This is a genomic window from Photobacterium kishitanii, assembly GCF_003026355.1.
Classification (GTDB): Bacteria; Pseudomonadota; Gammaproteobacteria; order Enterobacterales; family Vibrionaceae; genus Photobacterium; species Photobacterium kishitanii.
In genome coordinates this window covers 33,605-54,111 of record NZ_PYON01000018.1, presented here as the reverse complement: position 1 = coordinate 54,111, position 20,507 = coordinate 33,605, and the positions used below count along the sequence as shown (strand labels likewise).

The window sequence follows — 20,507 nt, the reverse complement described above, 5'->3', positions numbered from 1 at the left end:
CTGTAACGGAGTTATTGACCTTGACTCAATCGATACTGATCACAAAAGTTAGGATAACGTTAATGTTGCTATTACGCTGTACGAGTTAAATTCAAATAAAAAAAAGCGCACCCATTATTCGGTACGCTTATTCATCATCACTATTGGAATTTACCTAATAATCAATTTATTTGTGGGGTTAATACTTGAGATTTTTTATCGGGTAATGGCAACCTAATAAAGAATACCGGTATTGCCATTACAGCCATTACCCAAAATACGTCGGCGCCCCAATCCCCATAAATCCAACCACTCACTGAGGTTAAAATAGCCATCACAGCACCTAAGGGAATCGCGTTATACAACGACTGTAGTGCTACCATATGATTACTTGGTGAACGTTCAATATAACGAATAGCAGCTAAGTGAGCAGCAGCAAAGGTCACACTATGTAGTGACTGCACCGCAAACATTGCCCACTGATCAGTAATGGTCGCGGTTAATCCCCAACGAACTAACACGCCAATAGCAGCTAAACGGAACATATTATTAATTGACCAGTTGGCAAATAAGCGCTTACTAACCAGAAACATTCCAACTTCAGCCGCAACACTGAAACTCCATAAATAACCAATCATCGACTCATCAAAGCCAATTTTTTGCCAATAAATCGAACTGAAACCATAATAGGCAGCATGGCTGCCCTGCAACAATGCTGTAATCAACATCAATTTAATCACTGAGCTATCACGCAAAATATGCATTAACGCAGGACGAACCTGCTGATGACTATTAACATCCACTGGCATAACAACGGGGTTACGCGCTGCCATTATTTGTGCAAAGCCTAAGCCCGCTAACGCAACCCATGGAATAATATCTGCTCCATAACGCTGGGCACATAAACCCACTACAGTCGAGCCGGCAATAAAAGCAATTGAACCCCATAAACGGGTACGGCCATAATCTAAATGGCCTTCTTTAGCGTAATGGTTAGTAATGGCATCTGAAATTGGCACAATCGGCCCAGCAGATAAGTTAAATAAAACGGTCACCGCCGCGAGTGCCCATAAATTACCACCACAGACAATATAAATAATACATGCCACCAGCCCAAGTAATGTAAAACCACGTAGTGCCGGAATTAAATGCTCAACTTTATGGATGCGAGGAGTGATCACTAGATTAGCAATACAGCGCACTGCAAAACCTAGCCCTAATAGCAAACCGATATCAGAGTCATTGACCCCTATATGTTTAAACCAAATCGCCCAAAAGGGTAAATACACCCCGTAAGAAAAGAAAAATCCCAATAAATATTGGGATGTCCAACCATAAGGCTTACTTTTAAACATAATCGGTCTCAAAATGTGGTAGATGAAAAACTAAGCTATTATGCCGTAAATCAACCACTATTCCGTAATGATTCAGTAATCTTTACTCGAAAATAACAAATATTTGCAACCTAGTTGCGACCATTGTCACACACAATTCTAGTACACTGACAAACTTAACAGCCAAGACAGCGCACAAAACGTAATGCAACACTTATGCAACATGTTAATTATTCCCTTTCTGCCGCAATCTCATCCTAAAGTCTAATTGTCGTTAATCACAGAATCCTCCACTTTAACGATTAATACCGTCGAAACCGTTGTTTGTGAAAGATTACAAACACAACACCCAATAGGGAAATAACCCAAGGAGAACAGGGATGAGTGAGGTTCATATTTATCCGGTAGATAATGCAATTGCGAGCAATGCTCATATTAATGATGACCAATATCGTGAGATGTACCAACAATCAACAATAAACCCTCAAGGTTTTTGGCGTCAACATGGACAAATCCTTGATTGGATCACTCCTTACACTAAGGTTAAAAATACTTCATTTGATAGTGGCCATGTCAGTATTAAATGGTTTGAAGACGGTGAACTTAATGTGTCTGCTAACTGCATTGATCGCCATCTTGCAGATCGCGGCGATCAAGCAGCGATTATTTGGGAAGGTGATTATCCTAATGACGATGCGACCCTAACCTATAACGATCTTCATCAACAGGTATGTCAATTTGCCAATGCACTCAAAAGCCAAGGAGTACGTAAAGGTGACGTCGTCTGTCTTTACATGCCAATGGTAGCAGAAGCGGCCGTAGCAATGCTGGCTTGTACTCGTATCGGCGCTATACATACCATCGTATTTGGAGGCTTCTCACCGGAAGCTCTTGCTGGTCGTATTATTGATTCCAATGCCAAAGTTGTGATCACCGCTGATGAAGGGATTCGTGGTGGACGCGCGGTCCCTTTAAAACAAAACGTTGATGATGCGCTGGCTAACCCGCACGTTACCAGTGTTGAAAAAGTAGTGGTGTTTAAACGTACTGGTGGCAATATTGAATGGCATAATGAGCGCGATGTCTGGTGGCATCAAGCAACAGCAGTAGCTTCAACCCATTGCGCTCCAGAGCCAATGAATGCAGAAGATCCACTGTTTATTCTCTACACCTCAGGCTCAACGGGCAAACCTAAAGGCGTATTGCATACCACTGGCGGTTATCTTGTTTATGCTACGATGACTTTTAAATATGTCTTTGACTATCAACCTGGCGATGTTTATTGGTGTACAGCTGATGTCGGCTGGATCACCGGCCACAGTTATTTAGTTTACGGACCATTAGCTAACGGTGCGACCACGGTTCTATTTGAAGGCGTGCCTAACTATCCATCAACTAGCCGCATGAGCGAAGTAGTAGATAAGCACCAAGTCAATATCCTCTATACAGCACCAACCGCGATTCGAGCCTTAATGGCCAAAGGTGATGAAGCAATTGCGGGCACGAAACGGTCATCGTTACGTATCATGGGATCCGTTGGTGAACCCATTAATCCTGAAGCATGGGAGTGGTATCACCGTACGATTGGTGACAGTCGCTGTCCAATCGTTGATACCTGGTGGCAAACAGAAACAGGCGGTATTCTCATTACTCCCCTCCCTGGTGCAACCATACTCAAACCTGGCTCAGCCACGCGACCATTTTTCGGCGTACAACCCGCGTTAGTTGATAACATTGGCAATATTTTAGAAGGCACCACCGACGGTAACTTAGTCATGACCGACTCGTGGCCAGGACAAATGCGTACCTTATGGGGCGATCACGAGCGCTTTGAACAAACCTACTTCTCAACCTTCCCTGGCATGTATTTTTCAGGAGATGGTGCTCGTCGCGACGAGGATGGTTATTACTGGATCACCGGTCGTGTTGATGATGTGCTGAATATTTCGGGTCATCGAATGGGAACGGCTGAAATAGAATCGGCATTAGTCGCATTTGATAAAATAGCAGAAGCGGCGATTGTCGGCATACCGCACCCAATTAAGGGCCAAGCAATTTATGCTTATATCACTCTTAATGACGGTGAGTTTCCTAATGCCGAGTTACATAAAGAAGTAAAAGATTGGGTACGTAAAGAAATAGGCCCAATTGCAACCCCTGACTTTATTCACTGGACCGATGCATTACCTAAAACTCGCTCAGGTAAAATCATGCGCCGTATTCTACGCAAAATTGCTACAGGTGATACAGGCTCTCTTGGTGATACATCGACATTGGCTGATCCAAGTGTGGTCGATAAACTCATTGCAGAGAAACAGCAATTACTTTGAAGCTCATTAACAAAATAACAAATTAATTAAACTGAATCTAAAGACCGCAGCCTGCGGTCTTTTTTCAGACCGATATTAATGATAATTTAAAATCAATTCAGCTTAGGATAAGCTACTTAAGGCTAAAATATCGTGTTAACCTGCTCGGCATTGATAATATTTATTGAAATAACACCATTAAATAACTCATTAAATCGTGTTTTTTTAGCGCCATTATCACACCGTAGTAATAACTAACAAAAACACAGTTTTATTACTAAATTCTTGCACTTAGTTACGTTACATTGACGTAGGATGAACGCATTCACATCTACTAACATTCTTACAACGGCTTACACCTGTTCGCGCAAAAATGTGGTGATTAGACCAGTATTTTGCTGCGATTTGCGTTGAATTCTCTATAATTGGTTCACAATTAATGTTTAGCAGTAAAAAAACGGACACATGGAAGTCAACTTGCAGATAGCCACAAGTTGTTCGAGTTTAACCTCATAAACAAGTAATGAGACCTCAAGATGCCGACCGTTAAACGAATTTTACTTATTAATGGACCTAACCTAAATTTATTAGGTCTACGTGAGCCCGACCATTATGGTCAGCAAACACTCACGCAACTCGTGCACCAACTAACAACCAAAGCCGTTGATTTAGGTGTGACGTTAGAGCACATTCAATCGAATGCAGAACATGAGTTAATTGATGCGATTCACCAAGCTTATGCTAACGTGGATTTTATTATAATAAACCCAGCAGCCTTCACTCACACTAGCGTTGCTATTCGTGATGCCTTACTTGGAGTTGCTATTCCGTTTATTGAAGTACATCTATCTAACGTTCACGCACGTGAACCTTTTCGTCATCACTCTTACTTATCGGATAAAGCCGTAGGAGTGATTTGTGGCCTTGGCCCTGACGGTTATGAATTCGCCCTACAGGCAGCGGTTAATCGCCTGCATGCAGATAGCTAACTGAACAATATATAAAGAGAAAAATAATGGACATTCGTAAAATTAAGAAGCTAATTGAACTAGTAGAAGAATCTGGTATTGCAGAGCTAGAAATTTCTGAAGGTGAAGAGTCAGTTCGAATCAGTCGCAGTGTTCCTGCAACTGCAATGCCACAACAATATGCTGTTGCTCCTATGGCTGCACCTGTTCAAGCAGCACCTGTTGCGGAAGCACCTGCATCATTCCAAGCGCCAGAAGCACCTGTTGTTGCTCCTGGCCATAAAGTACTATCACCAATGGTAGGTACTTTCTACCGTGCTCCAAGCCCTGAAGCAAAGAACTTTGCTGAAGTGGGTCAATCAGTCAACATTGGCGATACACTATGTATCGTTGAAGCAATGAAGATGATGAACCAAATTCAAGCAGACAAAGCAGGTAAAATCGTTGCGATTCTTGCAGTCGATGGCGATGCAATTGAATTCGACCAACCGCTTGTAATCATCGAGTAATCGAGGCTCCTGGCTATGTTAGATAAATTAGTAATTGCGAACCGAGGTGAAATTGCACTTCGAATTCTTCGCGCATGTAAAGAATTAGGTATTAAGACTGTTGCTGTTCACTCAACAGCTGACCGTGACCTAAAGCACGTATTATTAGCTGATGAATCAGTGTGTATTGGTCCCGCTCGCGGTATCGATAGCTACCTTAATATTCCTCGTATTATTAGTGCCGCAGAGATCACTGGCGCAGTAGCGATTCACCCTGGTTACGGTTTCTTGTCTGAAAATGCAGATTTTGCCGAGCAAGTAGAGCGTTCTGGCTTTATTTTTGTTGGCCCTAAAGCTGAAACTATTCGTCTAATGGGCGATAAAGTATCAGCTATCAATGCCATGAAAAAAGCCGGTGTACCTTGTGTACCTGGTTCTGATGGCCCACTTGATGACGACGAAACGAAAAACAAATCTTTCGCTAAACGCATTGGTTACCCAGTTATCATTAAAGCATCTGGCGGCGGCGGCGGTCGTGGTATGCGTGTAGTACGTTCTGAAAAAGAACTGACTGAAGCGATTGCCATGACGCGTGCAGAAGCAAAATCTTGCTTTAATAATGACATGGTTTACATGGAAAAATACCTTGAAAACCCACGTCACATCGAAGTACAAGTACTCGCTGATGGCCAAGGTGGTGCAATTCATTTAGGTGAGCGTGACTGTTCAATGCAACGTCGCCACCAAAAAGTAGTTGAAGAAGCACCAGCACCAGGTATTACTGAAGAAATGCGTAAATACATCGGTGAACGTTGTACGCGTGCATGTTTAGAAATCAATTACCGCGGCGCAGGTACTTTCGAGTTCCTTTATGAAAACGGTGAGTTCTACTTCATTGAAATGAATACCCGTATTCAAGTTGAGCACCCAGTAACTGAAATGGTCACTGGCGTTGACTTAATTAAAGAGCAATTACGCATTGCTGCTGGTCAACCGTTATCATTTAGCCAAAAAGACATTCAAATTCGCGGCCATGCCGTTGAGTGTCGTATTAATGCTGAAGATCCTGAGCGCTTCCTGCCTTGTCCTGGCACGATCACCCGTTTCCACTCACCAGGTGGCATGGGTATTCGTTGGGAATCTCATATCTACACAGGCTACACCGTACCGCCTTACTATGATTCGATGATTGGTAAGTTGATTGCTTATGGTGAAAACCGTGATGTGGCGATCTCACGTATGCGTAATGCATTAAGTGAAATGATCATTGATGGTATTAAAACCAATATTCCACTTCAGCAAGATATTATGGCTGATGAAAACTTCCAAAAAGGTGGTGCTAATATTCACTACCTTGAAAAGAAGCTTGGTTTACAGTAATAACGTTATTTAACGTTAAAAAGGCTGCCTAAGGGTGGCCTTTTTTATTTTTAACGACAGCACATCCTATGTGCTACGTACTAGACATGGCATAAACCCCTATCTTTTGCCACAATAGCCCCCTTTTTTGACCGCTATCACTGATTATTTCAATTCACTGATAAGTCATTTACCAATAACAACTGGAGAAACCGCATGAAAACGCTTTCTGCCCGCTATCGCCAAGCGCATAGAGAAGCGCGCTGGGCGATAGGACTCGCGTTAGCTTATTTTCTTTGGTGGTACGTTTCCGCCTATGGGTTTGCCCCCGCTATTAATGACCTCAGTATGCCAACCCTCTATTTTGGTTTCCCATTATGGTTTTTGCTGTCATGCATTATAGGCCCGATTGTTTTTACGATACTTTGCGCCCTGATGGTCAAATTTATTTACCACGATCTCCCTCTTGAAATAACAGACGATAAACCACATGAATAGCCAACTTATCATTCCCTTAGTGCTCTATTTAGCCGCCGTTTTTGGGGTTGCACTCTATACTCGCCGTTTTCAGGGTAAAGGCAATTTCCTTACCGAATATCTCGTCGGTGGTCGTAGTATGGGTGGCTTTGTACTCGCGATGACCCTTGCGGCCACTTATGCCAGTGCTAGTACCTTTATTGGCGGCCCAGGAGCGGCTTATAAGATGGGTCTTGGATGGGTATTACTGGCCATGATTCAATTACCCGCAGCATGGCTGACATTAGGCGTACTCGGTAAAAAGTTTGCCATTGAATCTCGACGTCATAATGCATTAACTCTTAATGATATTTTATATGCTCGCTACCAACACCGAGGCGTAGTGATCTTTGCTTCCTTATCACTATTATTAGCCTTCTTTGGCACCATGGTAGTGCAATTTGTTGGTGGGGCACGGTTACTACAAACCGTCACTGGCCTGTCTTACACTCACGGCTTAATGTTGTTTGCTATCACGGTTGGACTCTATACCACCATTGGTGGCTTTCGCGCTGTAGTAATGACCGATACCATTCAAGGGATCATGATGATCATCGGTACGATCGCACTATTAGCGGGGATCATTCATACCGGAGGCAGTGTGGGTGCGTTGGTGACAAAACTGCATGATATCGATCCAGCCTTAGTATCACCTTATGGTCCCAATCACTTTTTAAGCCAACCGTTTATGCTGAGTTTTTGGATCTTAGTCTGTTTTGGGGTTATCGGTTTACCTCATGCCGCTGTACGTTGCATGTCATACAAAGACAGTCGCTCACTACACAAAGGGATGGTTATCAGTACCATTATGGTCGCCCTATTAATGTTCGGCATGCACTTAGCCGGTGCGCTCGGCCGCGCAATCGTGCCAGATATCGCTAGTCCTGATCAAATCATGCCAACTTTAATGGTGACAGTATTACCACCAGCCGTTGCAGGGATCTTCTTAGCCGGTCCAATGGCAGCAATTATGTCGACCATTGACTCTCAATTAATTCAAGCATCTGCGACCTTACTGAAAGATTTATACATTAATTACATTAACCCTAAGATAGTCGAAGGTGAAGCTGCCGAAACCAAATTGCCCAAGTTATCATTATGGGTTACCGCTATTTTTTCAGCACTGGTTTTTGTCGCTGCAATGAACCCACCCAATATGATCATTTGGCTCAATCTGCTCGCCTTTGGTAGCTTACAAGCGGTATTCCTATGGCCATTAGTATTGGGGCTATATTGGGAAAAAGCCTCAGCAACAGGCGCGTTTGCCTCGATGATTGTTGGGCTAACCACCTATTTAGGACTATCATTAGGTAAACCCGACATGGGTGGTATGCATGCGATTGTACCGACATTAATCATTGGCTTAATCGCCTTTATTATCGGCAGTTATGCACGCCCAAATAAACAGAAAATCGCCGACGTTAACTGATCTTTTACGGTTAATTTCGCCAACATAACTAAAAATAACCAAGAGCGTATCTGCCGATACGCTCTTTTTTTTATCTATTGTTTAGCATCTGCTAATGGGGATTGGTGAAATTTCATGCTAGACTGCGCCCCCTATGTTCAAGTAGTCACAAAATAAGCGAATAACCCATGCCTTGGATTCAAATTAAACTGAACGCTACTGCAGAGAACGCAGAAGCAATTGGCGACATGCTAATGGAAGAGACTGGTGCTCTATCCGCCACTTTCCTTGACGCACAAGACACGCCAGTTTTCGAGCCTATGCCAGGTGAAACCCGTTTATGGGGTGATACTGACGTAATTGGTTTGTATGATGCTGAAGCCGACATGGATTTCGTGCTGAACATGCTAAAAAACAGCCCGCTAATTGCTGATGATTTTGCTTATAAAATCGAGCAGTTAGAAGATAAAGATTGGGAACGTGAGTGGATGGATAATTTCCACCCAATGCGTTTTGGTCGCCGTTTATGGATTTGCCCAAGTTGGCGTGAAGCACCTGAACCAAATGCCGTTAATGTCTTGTTAGACCCAGGTTTAGCATTTGGTACCGGTACTCACCCAACCACATCATTGTGTCTTGAGTGGTTAGACGGCCAAGATTTAACTGGTAAAACCATTATCGATTTTGGTTGTGGTTCAGGCATTTTAGCCATTGCCGCGCTTAAATTAGGCGCAGCAAAAGTGATCGGTATTGATATCGATCCACAGGCTATTTTAGCTTCTCGTGATAATGCTGAGCGCAATGGCGTTTCAGACAATCTAGAGCTCTATCTACCCCAAGATCAACCACAAGGCATTCAAGCTGACGTGGTAGTTGCTAACATTCTAGCCGGCCCACTGCGTGAATTATCGCCAGTGATTAAGAGCTTGGTTAAAAATGGTGGTGATCTTGCAATCTCTGGTGTACTTGAGAGCCAAGCCCAAGATGTTGCGACCTATTACAGCGATGAAATCACATTAGATCCAGTAATGGCACGCGAAGAGTGGTGTCGTATCTCGGGTCATAAAGCATAAAATTTACGGTAATTGGTTGCTGCTGTTGATTATTATTAATTAATTTATCGGGTCAATTGATTGAAAATCATACGATTTTGACAAACAAAATCATCATGCTCAATTATTGGCCTTTTCAGCGGCGTAAAAAATGCGTAAAATGCGCGCCCTTACTGGCATAGTCAGGTAGAGACATTTTGCATATCGGTCCATATCAACTTAAAAACCAACTGATAGTCGCGCCAATGGCGGGTGTGACCGATCGGCCATTTCGTGAATTATGCCTTCGCTACGGTGCAGGCATGGCAGTTAGCGAGATGATGTCGTCAAATCCAGATCTCTGGAAGACGTCTAAATCGCTCAATCGCATGGTTCATGAAGGTGAATCAGGGATTCGTTCGGTTCAGATAGCAGGGGCTGATCCAAAATTGATGGCCGAAGCTGCGCAATTCAGTGTTGAAAACGGTGCGCAAATCATCGATATCAACATGGGATGCCCAGCCAAGAAAGTAAATAAACGATTAGCCGGTTCTGCGCTACTGCAGTATCCCAATCTTATTGAAGATATTCTTCGAACAGTGGTGGACGCAGTAGATGTGCCTGTTACGCTTAAAACCCGTACGGGCTGGGATCTGGACAACAGGAACTGTGTCAACATAGCTAAACTCGCCGAACAATGCGGCATACAGGCCCTCGCCCTTCATGGACGTACCAAGGCTTGCATGTACAAAGGTGAAGCGGAATATGACTACATTAGAGCGGTGAAACAAGCCATCTCAATCCCAGTTATCGCTAACGGTGATATCGATAGCCCGGAGAAGGCACGCTTTGTACTGGATTATACCGGTGCCGACGCTCTAATGATTGGCCGACCTGCACAAGGGAAGCCGTGGATTTTTAGAGAAATCCACCATTACTTAACAACCGGTGAACACCTCGCTGCACCGTCAATTGACGAAATCAGTGAAATTATGTTGGGTCATGTTAAGGAACTTCACCAATTTTATGGTGATTACCTAGGATTACGCATTGCACGTAAACACGTGTCTTGGTATTTGAAAGAGCATGCACCAGCAGGTGATTTCCGCCGGACCTTCAACGCACTCGAGGATGCTCAACAGCAAATCGATGCGCTGCAAGGCTACTTCGAAAACGTTGCATAAATACTAGAAGAGCTTACAGAATTATGTTCGAACAAAATCTGACTTCCGAAGCGTTAACAGTAACAACTGTAACTTCACAAGACCAAATCACACAGAAACCATTACGTGATTCAGTGAAGGCATCCCTTAAAAACTACCTTGCTCAATTAAATGGTCAGGAAGTCGACGATCTGTACGAGCTTGTGCTGGCAGAAGTTGAACAACCACTACTAGACACTATCATGCAGTACACTCGTGGTAACCAAACTCGCGCTGCAACCATGATGGGTATCAACCGTGGTACGCTACGTAAGAAGCTTAAGAAATACGGCATGAACTAGTCAAAAGTGACTAAAGTGTTGTAAAGAAAGCCATTTTCATTCGCATGGAAATGGCTTTTTGTTTATATGTACCCTCATATGTACCCCTGAATATTTGTTTACCCCTTATACCCATCCAAAGTAAGACGTAAAATAATGACGAATACTAGCTTTATTCATATCGACATAAGCAAAATACAAGATAGCCCCGAATTATTCAGTCATCGCGTGCTAATGTCATCAGAACTTGAGCAGATCCCAAGCCCACTCAATGCTATCACTCAAACTATTCGTGCAATTACTTATGCAACAGTAAAAGAAGAACACTTGCAGTATAGAGATGATATCTACCAGCGTGTCTTACGTCATAAAGACATCCAGCAGTATATAAGGACTTGCCACCCCATAACATCAGCATTGAAGCGAGCTATAACGAGTATTGTGCAGGTTATTTATGGTGGTCGAGTTAGCTATATGGCTAAACGCCCGTTCATCGAAAAACTTGTACAAGCAGTTATAAAGTTTGTCGAATTTACAGGTGGCCAACGTGTGAAAGTAGGTGCGCTACTCCAATACCTTGGGAATTACTTATTCGTAAGCTTACCTATTCCTTCAGTTAGCATTATCCGAAAAGCATTAACGGGTCTTGTACCTGAGTATATCTTAAGTCGAGGCCGAAGTTGCGCGGCAGCACTTCCACTGCTAGAAGCATTTTTTAAACAAAACCCAAATTTAATCTAAATCGCTAGCGGCTGTCGAGCATCAGTATTTCCCTTTATTCATAATGAATTCCATTGAATACATATGAAATCAAAAGAGGATTATCTGATGACATCAACTTTCAGCCCTAAAAATGCAACGATTACTACCGAACGTCTTATTAGAGAAGATGAGCGGCGTTTGATCACGTCTATTAGTCGTGCCCAGTGCTATCAATTAGAAAAAAAAGGCCTATTCCCTGCTCGTATTCATCTTGGTGCTAGAAGCTGCGCATGGCGGCTTAGTGAGCTTTTAGCATGGATTGAGGCTCGTTAATCATGGGAAGAAAAGCTAATAGTAAAGGTATGCTTCCAAATGGACGCCATAAAAATAGTGAGCGTTTTACTAAAGCATTGCATCAAATTTTCGACCATCCAGACTACAAAACATTAAATCATGACGCACAGGCATTACTTTGGCTTATAACGAAACAATATACGGGCTTCAATAATGGCACGCTAAAAGCAACACTTTCTATCATGCAAGAATGGGGATGGAAGAAAAAACGTTTATACAAGTGTCGTGATGAGCTAGAAAAACATGATTGGATTCGTATCAGTAGAGCACAACATTTTCATAAACAGCCAATTTTATATGCGCTGTCATGGCTAGATATTGATGAGCCACCAGCCAATATTCGTTTTGACGATGGCGTAGTCACATACAAAAAACGTTCTTTACGTTTTTGAGGCTCTCAATAGCTCCATAAATCTAATTTAAGGTCGCTGATAAACACCAAAAGGTGAACTCATCACCACTTTAAAATGATTTATGGGATGTTTTAGACGCCTTAACAAGCCGTTTTTCGATTGTTTATGGGGTCAAAATGAGCCTCATCTATATATATCTACCATGCTTTGAGTAATTAAAATGGTCACTAATAAAATATTTAATAACGCCCAATCTAATCCTATAGCCCCAATAACAGAAATGCTGGTTTTGCTCTCAACCCCTAGCTATAACAAACAAACCCCGCAATACGTACAAAAGGTTGAACAATTCAGTCAAAATCTGAAAGCCATGCTATTGAATGACACACCTTTAAAGCTAACAAGTGGTCATTAAATTAATTTTTCTTCAAACAAACCCCATGAACCGAACCAATAACTGCGCAATTAGCCCACCAGCATAATGCGCACTTATAGGAGCCAACCTAATGAACAAACGGTTTAACCTTGAATCATTACCATTGTGTGGTGCAAAAACCCGTAGTGGCGAACCTTGTAAGCGTAAAGGCAATAAGCGCAATGGAAGATGCAAACTGCATGGTGGAAAGTCAACAGGGGCAAAAACAGAACAAGGGAAGATGGCATCTCGCCTCAATGCCTTAAAACAATTCCCCTGTTGGTACTTTGATAAACTTATACCCATACATTACCAACAACGGGCATACCGATGCTTTAAACAACTACATGCGCTAATGACCACTGAACCTATCGACTGGCAACAGGTGTTTCATTTAATTGATGTAGATCGTATACCGCTTGAAATGCTCAAGTATCAAATCATGGAATTAACCTCAGCCAATGAATTATTGATGTTGCAAATAGCCTTAGACCGTTATTACCAAGAACAACACAGCTCGCACCTTAGCTTTACCGTTTACCTGCCTCAGTTAACGCCTAGTAGTTACAATGGTGAATTAAGCAAACCACAACGGGAATACCTCGATAATTGGCTTAATAAACATAACCCTCTTAAAGGTACAGCCTTAGACATAAAATAATAATTATTCGTCCACCAGCAAACCATCCAATTCGAGATGCTGGTGGATGTTCACCATGACCCCTTCTGCTACAATGCGCGCAATTATCTTATTGTCACTTTGATTAAGAAGCCCTCATGCCTAATTCTAATTTTACCCAAACCGCAGCCTTCATTTGGTCTGTTGCTGACCTACTTCGCGGTGATTTCAAACAATCTCAATACGGTCGTGTGATTCTGCCATTCACCCTGTTACGTCGCCTTGAGTGCGTACTGGAAGAAAGCAAAGATGCTGTTGTTGCTCAAGCTGACAAAGTGAAAGCCATGAGCCTGCCAGAAGAAGCGCAGGAGAAAATGATCCTACGTGCTACTAATGGCTTGTCGTTCTTCAATACCTCACCGATGAACCTCGGCAAGATGGGTCAAAGTGACATTAAAGATAACCTAGAAAACTACATTCAGTGTTTCTCTACCGATGCTCGTGAAATCTTTGAACACTTCAAGTTTGATGAATTTGTTGGTTTATTGGATGACGCAAACCTACTATTCAAAGTGGTAAAGAAATTCGCTACCACAGACCTTAGCCCAAGCAAGGTATCAAACCATGAAATGGGCTTAGTGTTTGAAGAATTAATCCGCCGCTTTGCAGAAAGCTCTAATGAAACCGCAGGTGAGCACTTTACCCCTCGTGATATCGTTCGCTTAACCACATCATTAGTATTCATGGAAGACGATGAAGCCCTAACTCAAGATGGCATTATCCGTACCATCTATGATCCAACGGCAGGTACAGGCGGTTTCCTATCATCAGGCATGGAATACGTTCACGAATTAAACCCTAAAGCGGTGATGCGTGCCTTTGGTCAGGAGCTAAACCCTGAGTCTTACGCCATCTGTAAAGCCGACATGCTGATCAAAGGGCAAGACGTTAGCCGTATCAAGCTCGGTAATACCCTATCGAACGACCAACTGCCCGCCGACCAATTTGATTACATGCTGTCTAACCCACCGTTTGGTGTCGATTGGAAGAAAATTGAAGGTGAAATCAAAGACGAACATACCCTAAAAGGTTTTGATGGTCGCTTTGGTGCAGGTTTACCCCGTGTGTCTGATGGCTCATTACTGTTCTTGATGCACCTTATCAGCAAGATGCGTGACACTCATAACGTTGATGGCAGCGTAAATGATGGCGGTCGTATTGGTATCATCCTCAACGGCTCACCACTATTCACTGGTGGTGCAGGTAGCGGTGAAAGCGAAATTCGTCGTTACATCCTTGAAGCGGATTTATTAGAAGGCATCATCGCCCTACCGACCGATATGTTCTACAACACGGGCATTGCGACCTATGTGTGGGTACTGTCCAACAAGAAAGCGGCTGAGCGTAAAGGCAAAGTTCAACTGATTGATAGCTCTAACCTGTGTGGCAAGATGCGTAAATCATTAGGCTCTAAACGTAACCTAATGAGCGAAGACGACATCAAACTCATCACCCGTACCTTTGGGAACTTTGAAGTGGTTGATGCTCGTGAGTTGGATAAACCCGTCGAGCAAAAATCCAATCGTGGTCGTCAATCGTCCACCAGCAAAACAGCAGCACCAAAGACATTCGCCAGTAAGATTTTCAACAGCACCGACTTTGGCTACCGCCGCTTAACCATTGAGCGTCCATTGCGTCTATCGGCACAAATCACCGATGCCGCGATTGAAAGCCTACGCTTTGCACCAAAACCGCTTAATGCCCCAATGGATCGTTTATATAACGAGTTTGGTACAGCGTGGAACGAAGATAACTACGGCTACCTAGCAGAAGTCGAAACCGAAGTACGTGCACTCATCAAAGCTGAGTTTAGCGAGCTGAAAGAAAAACAAATCAAAGACCTGTTAGACAGCAAGTTGTGGTTATTCCAGCGCTCGCTAATGGACAAAGCCCAACAACTACAAGCGGCAGTCGCCAACAATGCTGGTGGTCGAGATGTGGTAAGCAACGATTTCAACCAATTCGACATCACCATGAAAGGCGTATTAAAAACAACGGGTATTAAGTTTGACGCCAAAGAGAAGAAGCAATTCTTTGATGCGGTCTCGTTCAAAAATCCAGACGCCGAACCTGTGGTGAAGAAGGTACTAAAAGAAACCGCACAGCCGCTATATGGCTCATTTGAGTACAAAGGCAAGGTGGTTGAGTTCCAACAAGATGGCGATCTACGTGATAACGAAAACGTACCGCTAGATTCAAACATCACCACTACAGAGTTGATTGAGACCTACGTGAAGCGTGAAGTATTGCCACACGTTAGCGATGCGTGGATCAATGTCGATAAGCGTGATGAGAAAGATGGTGAGATTGGCATTGTAGGTTATGAAATCCCATTCAATCGCCATTTCTATGTGTATCAGCCACCTCGTGCGCTCGAAGCCATTGATGAAGATTTGGTGCTGGTCAGTGATGAGATTATGAGCCTACTTCAAGAGGTACGTTCGTAATGAGCAAGTATCAAGCGTATCCTGAATATCAAGATTCAGGGATTGAGTGGGCTAATCAAATACCACAACATTGGAATTCCGCATCTTTATCAAAATTATTTGAAATCAAAGCTGGTGGAGATCTAAAAGTAAATTACTTTTCTGAGGAAAAAGATAAAGATCATCCTTTTCCCATATATACAAATGCTAACGATGAAAAGGCTGTTTATGGTTATACCAGTAAACCTTTTTTCAAAGGTAACAGTATCACTGTATCTGGTCGTGGTGAGGTTGGGTATGCTGTATATAGAGATCATCCATTTGATGCAATTATTAGATTGCTCGTATTATCACCAACAAAAAAGCTAAATTTAAAATTTTTTACTTATTTCATAAAAGATGTAATTGATTTTCAAGTTGAAAGCTCAGCAATTGGTCAGTTGTCAACATCACAGATTTCACCATTTAAGGTTGTATTTCCAGCAGTAGAAGAACAAACCCAAATCGCAGTCTTTCTCGATTACGAAACGGCAAAAATCGACACGCTTATCGAAAAGCAGCAGCAACTTATCGAACTGCTAAAAGAAAAACGCCAAGCGGTGATTAGCCATGCGGTCACAAAAGGGCTAAACCCTGACGCAACAATGAAAGATTCGGGGGTTGAGTGGTTGGGTGAAGTGCCAGAGCATTGGGTCGTAACAAAAACCTCATATTGTTCAACCTCATTAGATGCATTTCGTATCCCTATTGAAGCGAATATAAGAGGAAATAGGCAAGGTCAATATCCTTATTACGGAGCCTCAGGCGTTATCGATTTTGTAGATGATTATTTATTTGATGATGATCTCATACTTGTATGTGAAGATGGCTGGAATCTAATGCTCAGAACACAACCTGTTGCCCGATTTGTTACTGGTAAAATTTGGGTTAATAATCATGCGCATATATTAAAACCTATTGATATTGACGCTACCTTACTCGCCGAATGTATTGAATTAACTCCTTTAAATCTATTTATTTCAGGAATGCGACAACCCAAATTAACAGCTGATTCTTTAAAAAACATCCCAGTTGCTTATTCGATCGATAAAGAAGAGCAAGATGAGTTAGTTAATTTTATATCTAAATACAAAAAACAAATTTTACAACTAACTAATAAAGCACAACATAGTATTGAATTACTTCAAGAACGTCGCACCGCACTTATCTCAGCCGCAGTCACAGGCAAAATTGATGTTCGCAACTGGATAGCCCCTACCACCAGCAGTGACACCAATGAGGCTGCACAAGAGGTGACGGCATGAGTAACGACACCACGCAAGAACGTATCTTTCAAGACGAAATGATCGCTCAAATGGTAGCTAATGGTTGGAAGCTAGGTAAACCTGACCGTTATGATCGTGAACGTGCTTTGTATTGCGAAGATGCGCTTCACTTTGTGCAAACCACCCAACCCAAAGAGTGGCAGAAGTTTACCAAGGTGTACCCCAATGACACCGAGCGTCACTTCCTTGATGCGCTGGTGGCACAACTAAAAAAAGCCGACAGTAACGCTACAGATGCCGTTTCTCGCACTTACGGCACATTGGGCGTGCTTCGTCATGGCTTGAAGATTCGCAATGCCCGTTTCTCGCTGTGTCAGTTTAAACCAGAGCACAACCTTAACCCTGAAACACTGGCACGTTATGAGCAAAACATCTGCCGTGTCGTACCTGAGTTAGTTTATAGCCCTTATGCTACCGCTGAGCACTTAGCCCTAACGGGCAAGAAAGCCAAAGCATGGCGTATTGATTTAGTGCTGTTTGTAAACGGCTTGCCTGTATCAACTCTTGAGCTGAAATCTGAGTTCAAACAAGCGGTACACAACGCCATTAAGCAATACAAGCAAACTCGTTTACCGAAAGATCCTGAAACCAAAAAACCAGAGCCATTAATGACCTTCAAACGTGGTGCATTGGTACACTTTGCTGTCAGCCAATACGAAGTATTCATGGCAACCAAGCTCGCTGGTGATGACACCTTCTTCCTGCCGTTTAACAAAGGTACGAAAGAAGGCGGTAAAGGTAACGATGTACCTGAAGATCAAAACCGCTACGCCACGGATTACCTGTGGAATGAAGTATTACTGCCAGAGAACCTATTAAAAATATTAGGTAGCTTCATTCACCTGCAAATTGAAGAAAAAGAAGATTGGGAAGGACGCAAGTACAAGAAGGAAAACCTGATATTCCCTCGTTACCATCAATGGGATGTGGTGCGTAAACTTATCGGTGCCGCCGTTGCTGAAGGTACTGGTAATAAATACCTTATTCAGCACAGTGCAGGTTCAGGCAAGTCTAACTCAATTGCATGGACAGCCCACCAGCTCTCTACCCTTTATGATGAGCAAGGTGAAAAGCAATTCCATTCAGTGATTGTGGTAACAGACCGCACCGTACTGGACGATCAGCTTCAAGATACTATCTATCAGTTTGAACATGCTGATGGTGTGGTAGGACGCATCAACAACAAAGAAGGTGATGGCTCTAAGTCTGAAAAACTGGCGGCTGCACTTGAGAACTCACAACCTATCATTATTGTGACGATTCAAACCTTCCCATACGTACTAAAAGCGATTGAGAACAGCGTTAGCTTAAAACAACGTAAGTATGCGGTGATTGCCGATGAAGCTCACTCATCACAAAGCGGCTCTACTGCTCGCAAGCTTAAAGAAGTGTTGATGACCGAAGAAGCCGATGATGATGTGATGCTATCGTCAGAAGATATTCTTGATGCAACCATGGCGGCACGTAGAAACAGTAATAATCTTAACTACTACGCATTTACTGCTACCCCTAAAGCCAAGACATTAGAGCTGTTTGGTCGCTTACCGAACCCTGATGATCCAGCGTCTAGCACTAATAAGCCATACGCCTATCATGTGTACTCTATGCGTCAGGCAATCGAAGAAGGCTTTATCTTAGACGTACTCAAAAACTACACCAGCTATAAAGTGGCATATAAGCTAGTACAGAAGATGGAAGCCTCTGATAAAGAAGTCGATAGCAAGAAAGCCAAAACCAAGCTTAATCAATGGGTGCGTCTTCATGACTACAACATTTCACAGAAAGTAAAAGTGATTGTTGAACACTACAAAAACCATGTGATGGGCTTATTAGGTGGTCAAGCTAAAGCAATGGTGGTAACTAGCTCTCGTAAAGAAGCGGTACGCTATAAACTGGCATTTGATAAATACATTACTGATAACAACTACCAACGCATTGCAGCAATGGTGGCGTTCTCTGGTGAAGTGGAATTTAACGACAACGATCCTGATAGCCTTGCGCTGCTTAATAAGAAATTCACTGAAAACAACATGAACCCTAACTTAAAGGGTCGTGATATGCGTAAAGCGTTTGATAGTGATGATTACCAAGTGATGCTGGTGGCTAATAAGTTCCAGACAGGCTTTGACCAACCTAAACTGTGTGCAATGTATGTTGATAAGCCTTTAGGTGGTGTGGAGTGCGTACAGACCCTCTCTCGCTTAAACCGTACTTATCTAGGTAAGGCTGAAAGTGGTACGTTTGTATTAGACTTCTTTAACGAGCCTGATGACATTCTCGAAGCATTCCAACCTTACTATCAAACTGCTGAACTGGTGGATGTCACCGATCCTAACCTTGTGTTTGATTTGTATGAAAAGCTACGTTCTAGCGGCATTTTCTTATGGAATGAGGTTGAACAATTCTGTGTCGCCTTCCTAACCAAGAAGAAATCTAACGCTGCGGTAAGTAATATCTGCAAACCTGCGGTTGACCGTTGGCAACATCGTTATAAATCAGCGATTGAGGCGTATATTCAGTCGAAAGATATGTTCGAGCGCACCAAGAAGACCAAAGATGCAGTATTGATTGCTAACGCTGAGAATGCCTTCAAAGAGTGTAAGCAGGAAAAAGACCGCCTAGAGATCTTCAAGAAAGACTTGGGTAGCTTTGTTCGCTTCTTTGAGTTCATGTCGCAGATTGTCGATTATGAAGATAAAGAGCTAGAGAAACTAAGCCTGTTTGCCCGTTATCTACGTCCCCTACTGCATGAGCAAAACGTACAAGAGGATGAGATTGATTTAAGCAACGTGGAAATGAGCCACTATCGTTTATCAAAGATCCGTGAACAAGACATTAAGCTCAAAGAAGAAGCAGCAGATTACAAGCTAGAGCCAAGCAATGATATCGGTACGGCTAAGCCTAAGAACAAAGAAGAAGACTTCTTATCGCAGATCCTTAACCGCTTAAACGAGTTATTTAGCACTGAGAACTTAACTGATAATGACATGATCAACTACGCCAAGACTGTACGTGACAAGTTATCAGAGAACGAAGCAGTAATGACCCAGATCACTAACAATACTCGTGATCAAGCCATGCTAGGCGACTTTCCACAAGCAATTGATGATGCGGTAATGGATAGTAATGAATCACACCAAGAAATGATGATGCAGTACTTATCAAACCCAGAACTGGCGAAAGGCTTTGCTCGGGTAGTGTTTGATATGTTGAAGGGACAGTAATAAGCCCTGACATCATAATAAAAAAGGCTATAGGCACTTACCTATAGTCTTTTTTATTGCTTACTTTTTAGTCAGTTGATTATGTATCACTGATAATCACTAAATATCACTGATTTATCACCATCTCATCACTTAATATTTATTCTTCATAGTC

17 protein-coding genes are annotated in these 20,507 nt (G+C 42.7%); 16 read left to right on the top strand and 1 reads right to left on the bottom strand.

All coding sequences use genetic code 11. The annotated features are described in order from the left end of the window. Nucleotides 1-161: 161 nt before the first annotated feature. Nucleotides 162-1,334: a 3-phenylpropionate MFS transporter gene (locus C0W29_RS17250; RefSeq protein ID WP_045043685.1), complete on the bottom strand. Its 1,173-nt coding sequence runs from the start codon at nucleotides 1,332-1,334 to the stop codon at nucleotides 162-164. A gap of 359 nt (nucleotides 1,335-1,693) precedes the next feature. Here C0W29_RS17250 and acs point away from each other — a divergent pair, with 359 nt between their 5' ends. The 16 genes from acs (at nucleotide 1,694) to C0W29_RS17165 (ending at nucleotide 20,353) form a co-directional block, all read left to right on the top strand. Continuing rightward, nucleotides 1,694-3,643 (top strand): acetate--CoA ligase, encoded by a 1,950-nt coding sequence (acs, locus tag C0W29_RS17245; protein WP_045045541.1) that lies wholly within the window; start codon nucleotides 1,694-1,696, stop codon nucleotides 3,641-3,643. Nucleotides 3,644-4,158: 515 nt separating this feature from the next. Continuing rightward, nucleotides 4,159-4,611, top strand: coding sequence for a type II 3-dehydroquinate dehydratase (gene aroQ, locus C0W29_RS17240; RefSeq protein WP_036788888.1), 453 nt, complete (start codon nucleotides 4,159-4,161; stop codon nucleotides 4,609-4,611). A 26-nt stretch (nucleotides 4,612-4,637) separates the two neighbouring features. Next, nucleotides 4,638-5,099 (top strand): acetyl-CoA carboxylase biotin carboxyl carrier protein, encoded by a 462-nt coding sequence (gene accB, locus C0W29_RS17235; RefSeq protein WP_045043683.1) that lies wholly within the window; start codon nucleotides 4,638-4,640, stop codon nucleotides 5,097-5,099. Nucleotides 5,100-5,114: 15 nt separating this feature from the next. After that, the gene (gene accC, locus C0W29_RS17230) at nucleotides 5,115-6,458 is read left to right on the top strand and encodes an acetyl-CoA carboxylase biotin carboxylase subunit (RefSeq protein WP_036788892.1); all 1,344 of its coding nucleotides are present in this window, start codon (nucleotides 5,115-5,117) and stop codon (nucleotides 6,456-6,458) included. 195 nt (nucleotides 6,459-6,653) lie between these two features. Beyond that, nucleotides 6,654-6,935, top strand: a complete 282-nt coding sequence (locus tag C0W29_RS17225; RefSeq protein ID WP_045043682.1) for a YhdT family protein — start codon at nucleotides 6,654-6,656, stop codon at nucleotides 6,933-6,935. Then, nucleotides 6,928-8,382: a sodium/pantothenate symporter gene (gene panF / locus C0W29_RS17220; RefSeq protein ID WP_045045540.1), complete on the top strand. Its 1,455-nt coding sequence runs from the start codon at nucleotides 6,928-6,930 to the stop codon at nucleotides 8,380-8,382. The genes C0W29_RS17225 and panF overlap by 8 nt, the downstream gene beginning before the upstream one ends. Before the next feature lie 167 nt (nucleotides 8,383-8,549). Beyond that, the gene (gene prmA, locus C0W29_RS17215) at nucleotides 8,550-9,434 is read left to right on the top strand and encodes a 50S ribosomal protein L11 methyltransferase (RefSeq protein ID WP_045045539.1); all 885 of its coding nucleotides are present in this window, start codon (nucleotides 8,550-8,552) and stop codon (nucleotides 9,432-9,434) included. A gap of 176 nt (nucleotides 9,435-9,610) precedes the next feature. After that, entirely contained in the window at nucleotides 9,611-10,576 is a 966-nt protein-coding gene (dusB, locus tag C0W29_RS17210; RefSeq protein WP_036788900.1) for a tRNA dihydrouridine synthase DusB, read from the top strand. A gap of 23 nt (nucleotides 10,577-10,599) precedes the next feature. Continuing rightward, on the top strand, nucleotides 10,600-10,896 hold the full coding sequence (gene fis / locus C0W29_RS17205) for a DNA-binding transcriptional regulator Fis (RefSeq protein WP_005372656.1): 297 nt from the start codon (nucleotides 10,600-10,602) through the stop codon (nucleotides 10,894-10,896). Nucleotides 10,897-11,031: 135 nt separating this feature from the next. Next, the gene (locus C0W29_RS17200; RefSeq protein ID WP_146146389.1) at nucleotides 11,032-11,616 is read left to right on the top strand and encodes a hypothetical protein; all 585 of its coding nucleotides are present in this window, start codon (nucleotides 11,032-11,034) and stop codon (nucleotides 11,614-11,616) included. A gap of 87 nt (nucleotides 11,617-11,703) precedes the next feature. Continuing rightward, nucleotides 11,704-11,910: a helix-turn-helix transcriptional regulator gene (locus C0W29_RS17195; RefSeq protein WP_036788905.1), complete on the top strand. Its 207-nt coding sequence runs from the start codon at nucleotides 11,704-11,706 to the stop codon at nucleotides 11,908-11,910. Between the two features lie 2 nt (nucleotides 11,911-11,912). Next, complete coding sequence (locus C0W29_RS17190) at nucleotides 11,913-12,323, top strand: hypothetical protein (protein ID WP_052671703.1); 411 nt, start codon at nucleotides 11,913-11,915, stop codon at nucleotides 12,321-12,323. A gap of 467 nt (nucleotides 12,324-12,790) precedes the next feature. Continuing rightward, nucleotides 12,791-13,360 carry an HGGxSTG domain-containing protein gene (locus C0W29_RS17180; protein WP_045045537.1) on the top strand — a complete coding sequence of 190 codons (570 nt, stop codon included), beginning with the start codon at nucleotides 12,791-12,793 and terminating at the stop codon, nucleotides 13,358-13,360. A 116-nt stretch (nucleotides 13,361-13,476) separates the two neighbouring features. Continuing rightward, nucleotides 13,477-15,825 (top strand): type I restriction-modification system subunit M, encoded by a 2,349-nt coding sequence (locus tag C0W29_RS17175; RefSeq protein WP_045045536.1) that lies wholly within the window; start codon nucleotides 13,477-13,479, stop codon nucleotides 15,823-15,825. Further along, nucleotides 15,825-17,108, top strand: coding sequence for a restriction endonuclease subunit S (locus C0W29_RS17170; protein WP_045045535.1), 1,284 nt, complete (start codon nucleotides 15,825-15,827; stop codon nucleotides 17,106-17,108). Before C0W29_RS17175 ends, C0W29_RS17170 begins: the two co-directional genes overlap by 1 nt. Next, entirely contained in the window at nucleotides 17,105-20,353 is a 3,249-nt protein-coding gene (locus C0W29_RS17165; protein WP_045045534.1) for a type I restriction endonuclease subunit R, read from the top strand. Before C0W29_RS17170 ends, C0W29_RS17165 begins: the two co-directional genes overlap by 4 nt. Nucleotides 20,354-20,507 lie beyond the last annotated feature (154 nt).